This window comes from Cellulosimicrobium sp. PMB13 (assembly GCF_051294865.1).
Taxonomy (GTDB): Bacteria; Actinomycetota; Actinomycetes; order Actinomycetales; family Cellulomonadaceae; genus Cellulosimicrobium.
Map to the genome: position 1 here is coordinate 645,317 of NZ_CP145910.1, position 15,345 is coordinate 660,661.

General features: G+C 73.8%; 13 protein-coding genes. 10 read left to right on the forward strand and 3 right to left on the reverse strand.

From position 1 onward, the window contains the following. Positions 1-7 precede the first annotated feature (7 nt). Positions 8-1,207 (forward strand): MFS transporter, encoded by a 1,200-nt coding sequence (locus V5D56_RS03080; RefSeq protein ID WP_435737602.1) that lies wholly within the window; start codon positions 8-10, stop codon positions 1,205-1,207. 10 nt (positions 1,208-1,217) lie between these two features. On the opposite strand, the gene V5D56_RS03085 is transcribed toward V5D56_RS03080, so the two are convergent. Next, positions 1,218-1,865 carry a FadR/GntR family transcriptional regulator gene (locus V5D56_RS03085; RefSeq protein ID WP_435737603.1) on the reverse strand — a complete coding sequence of 216 codons (648 nt, stop codon included), beginning with the start codon at positions 1,863-1,865 and terminating at the stop codon, positions 1,218-1,220. Positions 1,866-1,939: 74 nt separating this feature from the next. On the opposite strand from V5D56_RS03085, the gene V5D56_RS03090 reads away from it, so the two are divergent. The 3 genes from V5D56_RS03090 (at position 1,940) to V5D56_RS03100 (ending at position 5,801) form a co-directional block, all read left to right on the forward strand. Further along, the gene (locus V5D56_RS03090; RefSeq protein ID WP_435737604.1) at positions 1,940-3,190 is read left to right on the forward strand and encodes an MFS transporter; all 1,251 of its coding nucleotides are present in this window, start codon (positions 1,940-1,942) and stop codon (positions 3,188-3,190) included. A 107-nt stretch (positions 3,191-3,297) separates the two neighbouring features. Continuing rightward, positions 3,298-4,482 carry an ATP-binding protein gene (locus tag V5D56_RS03095; RefSeq protein ID WP_435737605.1) on the forward strand — a complete coding sequence of 395 codons (1,185 nt, stop codon included), beginning with the start codon at positions 3,298-3,300 and terminating at the stop codon, positions 4,480-4,482. A gap of 59 nt (positions 4,483-4,541) precedes the next feature. Next, a complete protein-coding gene (locus V5D56_RS03100) occupies positions 4,542-5,801 on the forward strand; it encodes a tetratricopeptide repeat protein (protein ID WP_435737606.1) in 1,260 nt (419 codons plus the stop codon). 25 nt (positions 5,802-5,826) lie between these two features. On the opposite strand, the gene V5D56_RS03105 is transcribed toward V5D56_RS03100, so the two are convergent. Then, positions 5,827-7,548, reverse strand: coding sequence for an alpha/beta hydrolase (locus V5D56_RS03105; RefSeq protein ID WP_435737607.1), 1,722 nt, complete (start codon positions 7,546-7,548; stop codon positions 5,827-5,829). Between the two features lie 234 nt (positions 7,549-7,782). Between V5D56_RS03105 and V5D56_RS03110 the strand changes: the two genes are divergently transcribed. From V5D56_RS03110 to V5D56_RS03130, 5 genes are all read left to right on the forward strand, one after another. Beyond that, positions 7,783-9,168 (forward strand): extracellular solute-binding protein, encoded by a 1,386-nt coding sequence (locus V5D56_RS03110; protein ID WP_435737608.1) that lies wholly within the window; start codon positions 7,783-7,785, stop codon positions 9,166-9,168. A 1-nt stretch (position 9,169) separates the two neighbouring features. Further along, on the forward strand, positions 9,170-10,150 hold the full coding sequence (locus V5D56_RS03115) for a carbohydrate ABC transporter permease (protein WP_435737609.1): 981 nt from the start codon (positions 9,170-9,172) through the stop codon (positions 10,148-10,150). Positions 10,151-10,163: 13 nt separating this feature from the next. Further along, complete coding sequence (locus V5D56_RS03120) at positions 10,164-11,123, forward strand: carbohydrate ABC transporter permease (RefSeq protein ID WP_435737610.1); 960 nt, start codon at positions 10,164-10,166, stop codon at positions 11,121-11,123. Between the two features lie 73 nt (positions 11,124-11,196). Beyond that, entirely contained in the window at positions 11,197-12,402 is a 1,206-nt protein-coding gene (locus V5D56_RS03125; RefSeq protein WP_435737611.1) for a zinc-dependent alcohol dehydrogenase, read from the forward strand. A 52-nt stretch (positions 12,403-12,454) separates the two neighbouring features. Then, entirely contained in the window at positions 12,455-14,047 is a 1,593-nt protein-coding gene (locus V5D56_RS03130; RefSeq protein ID WP_435737612.1) for a phytoene desaturase family protein, read from the forward strand. 4 nt (positions 14,048-14,051) lie between these two features. Here the strand turns inward: V5D56_RS03130 and V5D56_RS03135 are convergent, their stop codons facing one another. After that, positions 14,052-14,492, reverse strand: a complete 441-nt coding sequence (locus V5D56_RS03135) for an SRPBCC family protein (protein ID WP_435737613.1) — start codon at positions 14,490-14,492, stop codon at positions 14,052-14,054. A 158-nt stretch (positions 14,493-14,650) separates the two neighbouring features. Here V5D56_RS03135 and V5D56_RS03140 point away from each other — a divergent pair, with 158 nt between their 5' ends. Then, positions 14,651-15,322: an ANTAR domain-containing protein gene (locus V5D56_RS03140; RefSeq protein WP_435737614.1), complete on the forward strand. Its 672-nt coding sequence runs from the start codon at positions 14,651-14,653 to the stop codon at positions 15,320-15,322. The last annotated feature ends 23 nt before the right edge of the window (positions 15,323-15,345 follow it).

The window sequence follows — 15,345 nt, forward strand, 5'->3', positions numbered from 1 at the left end:
CCGCCCGATGACACGGCCAGCCGTCCGCGCGGGGATCCGCGAGGCAGCCGGGGGGATCGTCGCGCTGAGCCTCGCGACGTTCGTCGCGATCACGACCGAGCTCGTGCCCATCGGCCTCCTCCCGCTGATCAGCACGGACCTGGACGTCACGGAGTCCGTGGCGGGCCTGCTCGTGACGGCCTACGCGCTCATGGTCGCCGCGCTCGCCGTGCCGCTGACGCTCGGCACCCGCCGGCTCCCGCGCAAGGGCCTGCTGCTCACGACGCTCGGGGTCTACACGTTGAGCAACGTGCTCGTCGCCGTCGCGCCGACGTTCGCCGTGGTGGCGGCAGCGCGGGCGCTCGGCGGCGCGTCGCACGCCGTGTTCTTCTCGGTGAGCATCGGCTACGCGTCGCGACTGGTCCGGCCGCACCTGACGGGTCGCGCGCTCGCGCTCGTGACGTCGGGAGCGAGCGCCGGGTTCGTGCTCGGCGTCCCCCTGTCGACGGCGCTCGGTGCCGCCGTCGGCTGGCGCGCGTCGTTCGTGGTCCTCGCCGGCGTCTGCGCGGTGACGACGCTCCTCATCGCGTGGCTGCTCCCGCCCGTCCCGGGTGGCGGTGCGCCGCCCGCCGACGCCGCGCGGTCGGCCCGGCGCGCGGCGCTCGCCGTGGTGGTGACGACCAACGCCCTGACGTACCTCGGCCAGTACACGGTGTACACGTACGTGTCCGTGCTGCTGCTCGCGGCCGGTCTCACCGAGTCCGCGCTCGGGCCGGCGCTGCTCGTCCTCGGGGCGCTCGGGCTCGTGGGCACCGCGTTCGCCGCGGCCCGGCTCGACCGCTGGCCGCGGCGCACCACGGTCGTCATGCTCGTGGCCGTCGGGGGCGGGCTGCTCGCGCTCGGCCTGACCTTCCCCGGTCTCGTCGGGGTCCTGGTCGCGACGGCGGTGTGGAGCGCCGGGTTCGGTGGCGTCGCCTCGGTCTTCCAGTCGGCGGCCATCAAGGCCCACGGCGCCTCTCCGGACATGACCGGCGCGCTCGTCAACACGACGGCGAACCTCGGCATCGGCGGCGGGGCCGCGATCGGTGCTCTCGTCCTCGCCGGGGCCGGGCTCGACGTCGTCCCGTTCGTCGGGGCGGCGATGATCCTCGCGGCGCTGGTCATGGTGCTCGTCGCGCGGCGCGCGTTCCCGGCAGGTCCCCCGGCGGACGTGGCGGACGCGCGCTGACGCGGCGCGGTCAGCGCATGAACGGGTCGAAGATGGAGGCCACCGACGCCGCGGCGCGGTCGGCGTCGCCGTCGGCGATCGCCTCGACCAGCTCGCGGTGGCGGCGGTGCGCCGACTCCTCGTCCTCGACCTCCTCGTCGCGCATGTGGACGGCGAAGACGTCGAGCATGCTCGAGTACAGCGTGACGTAGAGAGGGTTGTGCGTCGCCGCCACGATCGCGCGGTGCAGGGCCAGGTCCGCGCTCGTGAGCGCGTCACGGTCCTCGGCCGACCACGCCGCCCCCCGACTGTCGCACAGCTCGCGCAAGAGCTCGACGTCGGCGTCCGTGCGGCTCTCGGCGGCGAGCGCCGCTGCGGTCAGGTCCAGTGCGAGGCGCAGCTCGAGGTAGTGGCGACGGCTGCCCCCGGCGAGCTGTCGTCCGAGCGTGCCGTTCAGCTCGGAGCGGGAGATGACGAACGTCCCCCGTCCCTGCTCGCGGCGCAGCAGACCGGCGTGCACCAGCGACTGGAGCGCCTCGCGGACGGTGTTCCGGCCGATCCCGAACTCGGCGACGAGCGCGGCCTCGGTCGGGATGCGCTCGCCGACCGGCCAGCGTTCCGAGACCACCTCGTCGCGGAACCGGGCGGCCGCCTGGTCGATGAGGCCTACTCGACGCACCGGCTCCCCTGTGCCAGACTTCTCGCGATTCATCCCATGATCCCATCATCCGCCGACTCATCGTGGAGCGTAGCGTGACGACCCTCTCACCCTCGCGCGCTCCGGCGCGCCCCGGACGCCTGACCGTGTGGGCCGGGCTCGCCGTCGCGCTCACGGCGCTGAACCTGCGGACGGCGGTGACCGGGTTCACGCCGCTCCTCGAGATCATCGGAGCGGACCTCGGTTTCGGGGTGGCGCTGGCCGGCCTGCTCGGCACGGTTCCCGCGGCGTCGTTCGCCGTCTTCGGGTTCCTCGCCCCGGCGGTGACGCGGAGGTTCGGGCTCGAGCGCACGGCCACCGTGGCGCTGGGGCTGACGGCTGTGTCGCTCCTGCTGCGCGCCCTGTCCCTGACGCCCGCCCTGCTGGTGGCGTCGACCGTGCTGGCGCTGGCCGGGATCGGAGCGGCGAACGTCGTCATCGTCCCCCTGGTGAAGTCCTGGTTCCCCGACCGCATCGCGCTGTGGACGTCGCTCTACCTGCTCCTCCTGCAGACGGGTCAGTTCGTCGCGCCGTTCCTGGCGGTGCCGGTCGCGGAGGCGTCGTCCTGGCGGTTCTCGGTCGGGATCTGGGCGGGGCCGGCGGCCCTCGCCGCCGTGGTCTGGCTCGTGCTGGCGACCAAACTCCCCGCCGACCACCACGCGCCCGTGGCGTCGACCGCCGTCGGCACGCGACCGAGGGTGGGCCGGTCGTCGACCGTCTGGGGCCTGGTCGTCCTGTTCGCGATGATCTCGCTGTCCAACTACGGGATCATCACGTGGCTCCCGGCCGTCCTCACCGACGCGGGGGGCAGCGTCGCCCTGGGCGGCTCCATGGTCGGCCTGTACTCGGTTTGGGGCGTCGTGGCGGCCCTGGTGGTCCCGCACCTGGCCACCCGGATGGCGAACCCCTTCGTCGTGGTGGTGGTGTGCGCCGTCGTCCTGGTGGCCGGGTACCTGGGCCTGCTGCTCTCACCGCTCGACGGGACCGTGCTCTGGGTGTGCGCGCTGGGGATCGGGGTCAGCACCTTCCCGCTCTGCATGACCCTCATCAACCGTCGGACGAGGACGCCGCACTCCGCCTCGGCGGTGTCGGGCTTCGTCCAGGGGATCGGCTACGGGCTCGCGTGCCTCGGCCCGATCGGCCTGGGCCTGCTGCGCGAGGCGACCGGATCGTGGTCGGTCCCCCTCCTGGCGCTTGCCGCCACCGCCGTCCCCGGGCTCGTCGCGGGCTGGTTCGCCTGCCGCCCTCGGTTCGTGGAGGACACCGCGCCAGGGTCGCCTCGCGACTCGGTCCGGGCAGCCACCTAGGATGTCGGGGGCAAGGTCCTCGACGTTCCGCCGGGCGTCGGGGTGACGACCGGCCGCCGCAGTGCGGGGACTGTGCCCTGCTGCCGCCGAACGACGGAAGGCAGCAGATGGCAGACGACGACTTCCTCGAGATGATCGCGACCGAGGTGGGCCGCGACCCGCAGAACCTCGCGCTGCGCGAGGACTTCATCACGCTGCTGCTGCAGGCTGACCCGGACCGCGCCGCGGCGGAGCTGGACACGTTCGAGGCAGGGGGCGGCGACCCCGCCCGGGTCCGCGTGCTGCGGGCACGCCTCGTCGCCGCGCGGCTCCGCGGCGACTCCGCCGCCCCGCCCAGCGAGCCGACCCCCGCCCCGGTCCCGGCGCCTGCCGACACCGACGTCGACGACGACAGGGCACCGGCGCGCGGTGAGTGGGACGCGGAACGGCCGGCCGTGACCCTCGCCGACGTCGCGGGGCTCGCCGAGGTCAAGCAGCACCTGGACCTGACGTTCCTCGCCCCGCTGCGCAACCCCGACCTGGCCGCCGCGTTCGGCCAGAAGCCCGGCGGCTCGCTCCTCATGTACGGCCCGCCCGGGTGCGGCAAGACGTTCATCGCCCGCGCGATCGCCGGCGACCTCGGGGCGTCGTTCATCCACGTCACGCTGGCCGACCTGATCAGCAAGTACATCGGCGACAGCGAGAAGGCGATCCGCAGCGTGTTCCGCGACGCGCGCTCCGCCGCGCCGTGCGTGATCTTCTTCGACGAGTTCGACGCGCTCGGGGGCCGGCGGACGTCCGGCGGGGGCGGGTCCCAGTCGATGCGGATGATCGTCACCCAGCTGCTCGAAGAGCTCGACGGCGTCTCGAGCGCCAACGACGGCGTCTACTTCCTGGCCGCGACGAACCGGCCCTGGGACATCGACCCCGCGCTGCGCCGCCCCGGCCGCATCGACAAGACCGTGCTGGTCCTGCCGCCCGACACCGTGGCGCGCGCCGCGATCCTCCAGGGCGACCTCGAGGGCAAGCCGTCCGACGGCGTCGACGTCATCCGCGTCGCCGCGGCGACCGAGGGGTTCTCGGGCGCCGACATCGCGCACGTGGTGAAGTCCGCGCTGCAGCAGGCGCTCAGCGCGTCGATGGCGGCGGGCGCCGTCGTGCCGGTGACGACGCAGTCGCTGCTCGCCGCCGCGAGCGCCGTCACACCGTCGACGACGTCGTGGTTCGACCAGGTCGCGCCGGTCCTGGAGTACGGCGTCGACGACGGCACGTTCGACCAGCTGCGCGCCTACCGCGTGAAGCGCGGCCTGTGAGCGGCGCGCCGGGCCCGGGCGGGCGAGACGGCGGTCCCGGCAGGCATGGCGAGCCCCGCGTGGACTTGGTCGAGCGGGACGACGACGTGGCGTGGGAGCTCTTCGACGCCCAGCCGACGCATCCCGAGGTCGGGCGGATCGCCCGGCGCGTCCTGGCCCAGGAGCCGTGGCGCAGCGAGACCCGGCGCCTTCTGGCCATGCACCTCATGGCGTGCGGCGAGCTCGACGAGGCACGCGCGATCCTGCTGACCGTGGTCGGTGCGCGCGACGGCTCGCACCTCGCCGCCGTCGAGGCGCTGTGCGAGCTCGAGAAGTACGCGTGCAACTACGACGAGGCCCGCCGGTGGGCCGAGACGGCCGTCCAGGAGGACCAGGAGTCCTGGACGAACCTGATGCGGCTGGGCGTCACGACGGCGATGGCGGGCGATCCGGAGCTCGGCTGGCGGCTGCTCGACGACGCGGTCGCGCTCTGTGCGCGCACGGCCCCCGACGAGCTGGCCGGCGCGCTCGCCGAACGGACGATCGCGCACTTCGAGAGCGTCGCCCCGGCCGAGCTGGTCATCCCGGCGGCCGAGGAGGCGGTGCGCGCCGACCCGTCCAACGAGTACGTGAGCACGGCGCTCGTCTGGGCTCACGTGCACGCGGGCCGCTACGACGACGCGGAGGAGGTGTCGCTGGGCCTGCTGCGGCTCGACCCGACGCACGCGATCGCGCGGAGCGCGGTCACCGTCGTCCGCGAGGTGCGGGCGAGCGCCGAGAGGCTGGGCATCACGCTGGCCGAGGTCCACGCGTCCGGGGTGGTCCGCAACGTCTGGACGGAGCGGCGCGAGCGGATGCTCGGGATCGACCTGCCCTCGGCGTTCACCGCTCTCGACGACGTGCTGCCCGACGACCTGCGCGCCGCGCTGCGAACGGGGCTCGGGGACGCGGCCGGTGAGTCCACGATGGGTGATCGGGCGATCCTGGCCTGGCACGACGGCCAGGAGCCCGGCTCCGGGGCGCTCTGGCGGGCGGACGGCGACTTCCGGCTGCTGTCGAGCGCGGAGAGCGAGGCGCTGGACGCGGCGATCGAGGCGGACCCCGCCGCCTACCCCGAGTGGAAGCACGACGGTCTGGCCGACGACTACGCCCAGGTGCTGACCGACGACCGCGGGGGCTACCTCGTCTCGATGTACCGCGGGCTCGTGCTCCGGCGTCCGGGTTCCGACGACGTGGTGGTCGCCCCGACCCTGGCCGCCTGGTTCTGGGACCGGGTGGCAGCGTTCGGCGGCCCCGACCCGCGTCCCCGCGCGCGCCCGCAGGACGGAACCGGGGCCTAGAGCCCTGCGGGCGGCGCACGACCCGTTACGACACCGGGAGGGTCGTCACCTCGCCCAGTGGGACCGTCGGGGTCTCGAACGGCACGACGTCCTGCGCGCACGTGGCACCGTCGGTCGCCTCGCCGTCCACGAGGTAGCGGGCCACCGCCTCGTCCGCGCACGCGCTCTTGCCGAGGATCGTGTGGCCCCAGCCCTCGACGGTGAGCACGCGGGCGTCCGGCCACCGGTCGGCGTACGGCTGCGTGAAGCCGTACGGCGTCGCCGGGTCGAAGCGGGTCCCGATCACGAGGACGGGCGTCTGCGTCGTCTGGTCCCACGGCCCGGTGAAGGCGTCCTCGTCGTGCGCGGCGACGAACTCGCACTGCACGCCCACCCAGCCGCGGAGCCGCCCGAAGTGCGGGTACTGGGCGTCGAGGGCGTCGACCTTGGCGGGGTACTGCCAGGGGCGGCCGGGCGTCGTCGTGTCGACGCACAGGCTCGCGAGCGACCCGCCGATCGAGGCGTAGTCCTCGGCGTAGCCGGCGCGCCGCAGGAGCTCTCCGAGCGAGGGCGCGGCGCCCAGAGCCCGCGGCTGACGGGCGGCGGGCGGCGGCTCGACGGCGCCGCTCAGCACCGCGAGCTGCGCGAGCGTCAGGTCGAGGTCGCCCCAGGCGACGGGCTCGTAGAGGTAGGAGAACACGAGCGCGACGGTGTCGTCGTAACCGATCTCGACGGTGCTGCCGTCGGGCATCGGCACGGAGACCGGCCGGGCCTGGAGGGCGGCGTACGTCGCCTCGACGACCTCGGCGGGGTCGCCGAGCGACGCGAGCGCGCAGGAGGCCGGACCGGCCTCGGCGCACAGCCGTGCGAACTCCCCGAACGTCTCCGTCGCGCCCGCGGCCTGCCCGATGCGCGCGCCGAGCAGCTCCTTCGAGCCCACGCCCGACCACGCCTCGACGTCCATCGTGCCGTCGAGCACCATCGCGCCGACCCGGTCCGGGAACAGCGCCGCGTACGTCGCGCCGAGCACCGTCCCGTAGGAGTACCCGAGGTAGGTGAGCTTCTCGTCGCCGACGGACTGGCGCAGGAGGTCCATGTCGCGCGCGACGTTCGCCGTCGACGACGACGAGATGCGGTCGGCCGAGAACACCGAGCAGCTCGCGCCGAGCACGGCCATCTGCCCGAGGAAGCGCGCCTCCTCGCGCCCCGTGACGGGGAACGCCGGCAGGTCGGCGAAGAACGCGTTCTCGCGTTCCGCGTCCCGGAAGCACGTCGCGGGGTCCGACGTCCCGACGGCGCGCGGGTCGAACCCGACGACGTCGTACCGGGCGAGGACGTCGGGCGCGACGAGCGACCCGCCGAGCAGGTGCAGGGTCTCCACGCCCGGCCCGCCGGGGCCGCCGAAGTTCGTGAACAGGCTCCCGACCCGCGCCCCGGGATCGGTCGCGGGCAGGCGCGTCAGGGCGATCGTCGTCGTGCGCCCGTGCGGCCGGTCGTAGTCGGTGGGCACCTCGACGCTCGCGCAGTCGAACGCCTCGAGCCCTGCGCCGTCGCACGGACCCCACGGGATCTCCGGCGCGGGCGCGTCGACCTGGCCCGCCGCCGTCGGTCCTGCACCGCCGGTGCCCGACGCCGTCCGGCCGGCCTCCGGGGGCGGGTCACCTCCGGGTGCGGCCACGGCCGCGGCGGGCAGGCCGCCGAGGAGGAGGACCGCCGCCAGCGTGGACGCTGCGGCGCGGACTCGTGTCGTCGTCGATCGCGAAGTCATCGCCACCACCCGACCACGGAAGTACCGGTCGTGCACCTCGGAGCGTCGCCACCCCGGTCCCGTCCCCGCGCGCGTGGTGGGGCTGGCGGCGGGAGAAGCGGTTCGGGGTGTGAGCACCGGTGGGCGGTGCTTCACTGACGGCGTCGGTGCAGAGACTCGCCGACGCCGTCGAGCAGCACGGTGGCGTCGTCGACCCCTGCGTCCGCCCCCGTGGACCCCACGAGGAGGCCGGAGATGCGACGAGGACGCGGCACCGCAGCCGCACGGACAGGCATGCTGGCGGTCGGGGCACTGGCCCTCGCCGCGTGCGCGCAGGGCACGGGCGACACCGAGACCGACGCCGACTTCTCGGTCGAGGAGACCCCGGGAGAGATCTCGGTCATGGGCTTCGGGACCGGCGACGAGATCGGTGAGGTCCGCTACGACCGCGCGGTCGAGGAGCTCGGCGCCGACGTGAAGCTCTCCGAGGGGGAGCTCGACATCCAGGCGTTCCTCTCGTCGGTCGCGTCCGGCAACCCGCCCGACCTCGTCTACGCGAACCGCGACCAGATCGGCACGTTCGCGTCGCGCGACGCGATCCTGCCGCTCGACGAGTGCGTCGAGGCCGAGGACGTCGACATGGACGCGTTCGTCGACACCGCGGTCGAGCAGGTGACGTTCGACGGCAGCGTCTACGGCATCCCGGAGTTCAACCAGGTCCAGGTGACCATGGCGAACGCGGACCTCCTCGACGCGGCGGGGCTGACGATCGAGGACGTCAACGGGTCGGACCGCGACGCGGTCACCGCGGCCAACGAGGCGCTGATGAAGGCTGACGGCGGCACGCTGAGCGTCATCGGCTACGACTCGAAGCTGCCCGAGTTCCTCCCGCTGTGGGCGAAGTCCGTGGGCGCCGACCTGCTGTCCGAGGACGGGCGGACCGCGCAGCTCGACAGCCCCGAGGTCGTCGAGTCGCTCGAGTGGGCCGTGGGGATCTACGACACCCAGGGCGGCTTCCCCGCGGTGAAGACGTACCGCGACTCGGCCGACTTCTTCGGCGCCGGCAACCAGTTCGCGACGGACGTGCTCGGCGCGATGCCCATGGAGCAGTGGTACATCAACGTGCTCAACGAGTCGTCGCCGGACGCCCCGATGGCGTTCGACGCCGTCCGCACGACCGACGGCGACCCGATCGCCTTCGCGTCGGGCTCGGCCTGGGCCGTGCCGCGCGGGAGCGAGAACGCGGGCGCCGCGTGCCGGTTCGCCCGGCTCATGACCGAGACGGACGCGTGGGTCGAGGCGGCGCAGGCCCGAGCCGACGCGCGCGAGCAGGACGGTCTGGTGTTCACGGGCGTGCTCACGGGCAACGAGGAGGCGGACGAGCAGATCCGCTCCGAGCTGGTCCCGGACGACGCCCCCCAGCCGTGGCAGGACGCGATCGACGCGATGTACGCGGCGAACGACGCCACCTTCGCGCTCCCGGCCAACCCGGCCGACAACGAGTTCGAGACCGCGTGGCAGGACGCCGTGAACCGCGTGCTCAACGGGCAGCAGGAGCCGGCGGAGGCCATGGCCCAGGCGCAGGAGGAGGCTCAGAGCGCCCTCGACGACGCGTGGGCGCAGTGGGACGAGGAGGAGTGAGGTGACCGCGGTCGACGTCGCGACCCCGGGTTCCGGTGCCGCGTCGCCGGCGGGCACCGGTACCCGCCGTCGAGGACGCCTGAGCCCTGGCGCGCGCCGGGAGCGCAACGCGGCGCTGCGGTTCATCAGCCCGTGGATCGTCGGCTTCCTCGTCTTCACGGCGTGGCCGATCGTCTACAGCGCCTACCTCTCGTTCACCGACTACGACGTCATCAACGACCCGACGTTCGTGGGCCTGGAGAACTACCAGGAGATGGTGCAGGACCCGAAGGTCTCCCTCGCCCTGTGGAACACGCTCGTGTACACGGTGCTCCAGGTGCCGCTCTACACGGTCGTCGGGCTCGGGCTCGCGCTGCTGCTCAACCAGGCGGGACGCTCGGCCGGGTTCTTCCGCACGGCGTTCTTCATCCCCAAGATGACCCCGCCGGTCGCCGTGGGCGTCCTGCTCCTGCTGCTGTTCAACGGGCAGTACGGCATCGTCAACGAGGTGCTGTCCTGGTTCGGCATCCAGGGGCCGTCGTGGACCACCGACCAGGACTGGATCAAGCCGGGGCTCGTCCTCATCAGCCTGTGGACCGTGGGCGCGGCCGTGATCATCCTCCTCGCAGCGCTGCGCAACGTGCCCAACGACCTGTACGACGCCGCCCGGGTCGACGGCGCCGGCTTCTGGCGCCGCACCCGCACCGTGACGATCCCGATGATCAGCGGGGCCATCTTCTTCGTCGTGGTGGTCAACACGATCGCGGCCTTCCAGATGTTCACCGAGGCGTACTCGGCGTACTTCGGTGCCGGCAACTCGACGTACAGCAACGACGCCGCGCTGTTCTACGTGATCTACCTGTTCCAGGAGGGCTTCCAGGAGCTGCACATGGGGTACGCGTCCGCTCTCGCGTGGTTGCTGTTCGTCGTCATCATGCTCGTGACGGTCGTCCAGCTCCTCGTGTCGAGACGCCTCGTCTACTACGAGGGGGAACAGCGATGAGAGGGGCACAGCGATGACGACCGCCCCGTCCTTCCCGCGCCCCGCCGTCTCCGGCCCGGGCGCCGCACCGGACCCCACGACCGGGGACGCGAACGCCGTCCTGCCTCCCCCGCCCCCGCGCGACCGGACGCGGAGCCGTAGCCCCCGACGCCGCGTGCTGCGCGTCGTCGTGCTGCTGGCGCTCGTCCTCGCGACGGTCGCGTTCGTCTACCCGCTGCTGTGGCTGCTCTCCGCCTCGTTCAAGCCGCGGGCCGACGTGTTCGACAACCGTCTGATCCCGAGCACCTTCACGCTCGACAACTACGCCACCGTCTGGCAGGAGGCGCCGCTCGCGCTCTGGCTGGGCAACACGGTCGTGGTCACCGTGCTCGCGGCCGGGCTCGTGACGCTGTCGAGCGCGCTCGTCGCATGGGGCTTCGCGTTCTTCCGCTTCCGCGGTCGCGGGCCGCTGTTCGGCCTCGTGCTCGCGACGATGATGCTCCCGGGCGCGGTGACGATGATCCCCACGTTCCTCATCTGGAACCAGCTCGGGTTCGTCGGGACCAACGTGCCGCTGTGGGCGGGCAACCTGTTCGGCAGCGCGTTCTACATCTTCCTGCTGCGCCAGTTCTTCCTCGGCCTGCCGCGCGAGCCGTTCGAGGCGGCGAAGCTCGACGGCGCGAACAACTGGCAGCAGTTCTGGCGCCTCGCCGTCCCGCTGTGCCGGCCCGCGCTCATCCTCACGTTCCTCTTCGAGGCGCAGGCGTCGTGGACGGACCTGATGCGCCCGCTCATCTACCTGCAGGACTCGTCGACGTTCACGATCCCCCGCGGGCTCAAGGCCCTCATCGACCAGTTCGGCCCGGGCGGCGAGTCGCAGTGGGAGATCGTCGTCACGGCGTCCGTCATCACCACGATCCCCATGATCCTGCTGTTCTTCCTGGGCCAGCGGCACTTCGTCGAGGGGGTGGCCACGACCGGCAGCAAGGGCTGACACGGGCGCCGCCACCACGGGGGCGAGGCGGTCCCGCACCGCGCACGACGCACCACGACCGAGAGGCAGCACGATGCGAGCACTGACCTGGCAGGGACGCGAGAACGTGAGCGTCGAGGACGTCCCCGACCCCCGGATCGAGGAGCCGACGGACGCCGTCGTGCGCGTGACGTCGACGGCGATCTGCGGCTCCGACCTGCACCTGTACGGCGTGCTGGGGATGTTCCTCGACAGCGGCGACGTGCTCGGGCACGAGGCCATGGGCGTCGTCGAGGAGGTGGGGTCCGCGGCGGGCGACCTCAAGGTCGGCGACCGCGTCGTCGTGCCGTTCAACATCGCGTGCGGGCACTGCTGGATGTGCAGCCGCGGACTGCAGACCCAGTGCGAGACGACGCAGGTCCACGCGCAGGACAAGGGCGCAGCCCTGTTCGGGTACACGAAGCTCTACGGCCAGGTCCCCGGCGGCCAGGCGCAGTACCTGCGCGTCCCGCAGGCGCAGTACGGGCCGGTCGTCGTGCCCGACGACGGCACTCCCGACGAGCGCTACCTCTACCTCTCGGACGTGCTCCCCACGGCCTGGCAGGCCGTCGAGTACGCCCACGTCCCGGAGGGCGGCAGCGTCGTCGTGCTGGGCCTCGGACCCATCGGGCAGATGGCCGCACGCGTCGCGCTCCACCGCGGTGCCGGCCTCGTCGTCGGCGTCGACCTGGTGCCCGAGCGCCGCGCGATGGCCCACCGGCACGGCGTGCGGACGGTCGACCCGACCACGGTCGACGACCTCGCCTCGGCGATCCGGGACCTGACCGGCGGTCGCGGGGCCGACTCCGTGATCGACGCGGTGGGGATGGAGGCGCACGGGTCGCCCGTCGCGGAGGCGACGCAGAAGGTCGTCGGCATGCTGCCCGACGCGATCGCGGCGCCGCTCACGGAGCGGGCGGCGACCGACCGCCTCGCCGCGCTCTACACGGCGTTCGACGTCGTGAGGCGCGGCGGGACCGTGTCGATCTCCGGCGTCTACGGCGGGGCGAAGGACCCGCTGCCGATGATGCAGCTCTTCGACAAGCAGGTCACGCTGCGCATGGGCCAGGCCAACGTGCGGCGCTGGACCGACGACATCCTGCCCCTCGTCCAGGACGACGCAGACCCCCTCGGCGCGCTCGACCTGCGCACCCACCGTGTGCCCCTCGAGCAGGCGCCCGAGGCGTACCGGACGTTCCAGCGCAAGGAGGACGGGTGCATCAAGGTCGTGCTCGACCCGTGGGCGGAGACCACCGGGTGAGCGCGGCCGGTCGGGCGGGCGACGGCCCACGGACGAGCGAGGGCGACCGCACGTGCGCACGGTAGACGCCGTCGTCGTCGGCGCGGGGCCCAACGGCCTCGTCGCCGCGAACGCGCTCGTCGACGCGGGGTGGGACGTCCTCGTGCTGGAGGAGCAGGACGCGCCCGGCGGCGCCGTCCGCACGGCCGAGGTGGCCGCGCCCGGCTTCCGGACCGACCTGTTCAGCGCGTTCTACCCGCTCGCCGCCGGCTCGTCCGTGATCCGCGGCCTGCACCTCGAGGACCACGGCCTCGCGTGGTCGCGCGCGCCGTCGGTCCTCGCGCACGCGCTCGACGACGGCCGCGCCGCCGTGCTCCATGACGACCCCGAGGACACGGCAGCCGGGCTCGAGGACTTCGCCCCGGGCGACGGCGAGGCCTGGCTCCGGATGTTCGCGTCCTGGACGCGCGTGCGCGACCCGCTGCTCGACGCGCTGTTCAGCCCGCTGCCCGCCGCCGGCCCGGTCGTGCGGCTGCTCCGTCGGCTCGGCGTGCCCGGCGCCCTCGATCTGGCGCGCCTCGCCACGCTGCCCGTCCGGCGCCTCGCGGACGAGACGTTCCACGGCGAGGGCGGCGGCCTGCTCCTCACGGGCAACGCGATGCACGCCGACGTCCCGCCCGACGCCGGCGGAAGCGGCGTGTTCGGCTGGTTGCTCGCGATGCTCGGTCAGGACGTCGGCTTCCCGGTGCCCGTCGGCGGGGCGGGGATGCTCGCCGGGGCGCTCGCGTCGCGGCTCGCCGCGGGGGGCGGTGAGCTCGTCACGGGGACGCGCGTCGACCGGGTGCACGTCGCGGGCGGCCGCGCAGTCGGAGTGCGCACGGCGCGGGGCGAGCACGTGCGCGCCCGCCGGGCCGTGCTCGCCGACGTCACCGCGCCCGCGCTCTACCGCGATCTCGTGGGCGCGGAGCACCTGCCCCCGCGCCTCGTGCGCGACCTCGAGCGGTTCCAGTGGGACCACCCGACGTTCAAGCTCAACTGGGCCCTCGACCGGCCCCTGCCGTGGACCGCCGAGGGAGCCGTCGGTGCCGGGACCGTGCACCTCGGCGTGGACCGGCTCGGCTTCGTCGACGTCGCCGCCGACCTGTCGAAGGGCCGGGTGCCCGGGCGGCCGTTCCTCGTCCTCGGCCAGATGACGACGTCCGACCCCTCCCGCTCGCCGCGCGGGACCGAGTCGGCGTGGGCCTACACCCACGTCCCGCACGGGATCACGTGGACCCCCGACGCCGTCGAGGAGGAGGTGGTCCGCATGGAGGACGCCGTGGAGCGCGTCGCTCCCGGCTTCCGCGACACCGTCGTCGGCCGGTTCGTCCAGAGCCCGGCCGACCTCGAGCACGCCGACGCGAACCTCGTCGGCGGCGCGGTCAACGGCGGCACCTCGGCCATCCACCAGCAGCTGTTCCTGCGCCCGACCCCCGGCCTCGGGCGGCCCGAGACGCCGGTCGCCGGGCTCTACCTCGCGAGCGCGTCCGCGCACCCCGGCGGCGGCGTGCACGGCGCGTGCGGCTGGAACGCCGCCCGCGCGGCGCTCGGCGCGGCGAGCCGGTGGCAGGCCGTCCCGCGCGCGCTCGCACGCTCCGCGTGGGGCCGCCTGCTCCGCGACCCCTGACGGGTCAGGGGGTGCGTCGCTCCGCGAGGAGCGCCAGACGGCGCAGGGTCTCGCGGTTGCGCGGCGCGATGGCGGCGCTGCGCACGGGCTTCGGCACGAGCGTGCCCGGGCCTCGGTCGGCGTCCTCGACGATCCGGATCCGGCACCCGTCGGCACCCGCCTCCACGACGTCGATCCGGACGCGCGCCTCTCCCGCGGGCCAGCCGCGCGCCTGGATGTCGAGGGAGCCGGCCGGGTCCCAGGCGCGGACGACGGTCTCGTCGTCGAGCAGCGCCGGCCACAGGCCCACGGAGTGGAGGATGCGCGATCCGGGCGCGGGCCAGCCGGCGTCGACAGCGCGGATGCGGGCAGTGCCGACGACCCAGGTCGAGTAGCTCCAGCCGTCGGCGAGCACGGCCAGCACCGCGTCCTTCGAGCAGCGCGCGGTCCGCGTCACGGTCACCATGGTCCGACGGTAGCCACGACCCGCCCACTGGCAACCGCGGAGGGCGTACGGTGGAAGTTCGGGGAGACTCCACGTCCCCCCGGCACCGAGAGACCGTGATGGGCCCACCAGCGCGGCGGACTCGCTCCTGGCGTCGGCCGCCAGACGGGACGCGCACCATGGTTCTCTCCCGCTATCTCGACGAGTACGCGGCCCGCGCCGCGGGCGCCCTCGGCGGCGACGTCGAGGCGTCCATCACCGTGCGCGAGCACGGCGTGACGCTGCGCGCAGGGAGCAGCGGGGACGGCGCCGCACGGTGCGACCAGGCGGAGGCCAGGGCCGACGCCGGGCCCTGCATCGACGCCATGATCGGGGACGCGGTCCTCGTCGTCGCCGACGTGGCGCGGGAGGAGCGGTGGGACGACTGGCGCGAGCAGTCGACCCGCGAGGGCTTCGTCAAGGCGGTCGCCGTCCCCTCCCAGGTCACGCCCGGCGTGTCGGTCGCGCTCAACCTGTACTCCCGGTCCCCGGAGACCTGGCCGGATGCGCTGATCGAGACCGCAGACGCCTGCGCCCGCCTGATCGCCGCGGGCGTGCGTCTGCAGCTGCGGTTCGCCGACGTGGAGGACGCGGCCGCAGGGCTGTACCGCACCATGTCGGACGGCGTCGCCGTCGAGCGCGCCGTCGGCGCGATCATGGAGACCAACGGCTGCTCCCCGGACGAGGCCCGGGACGTGCTCCGGTCCGCGTCGGAGCACCGCGGCGTGAGCCGGCGCGCGATCGCGGAGTCGATCCTGCGCTCGCTCGCGCCAGGCAGCGGAGGCGACATCGTCGACGAGCGCGAGCGCTGACACCGGTCCGCGAGACCTCGGCC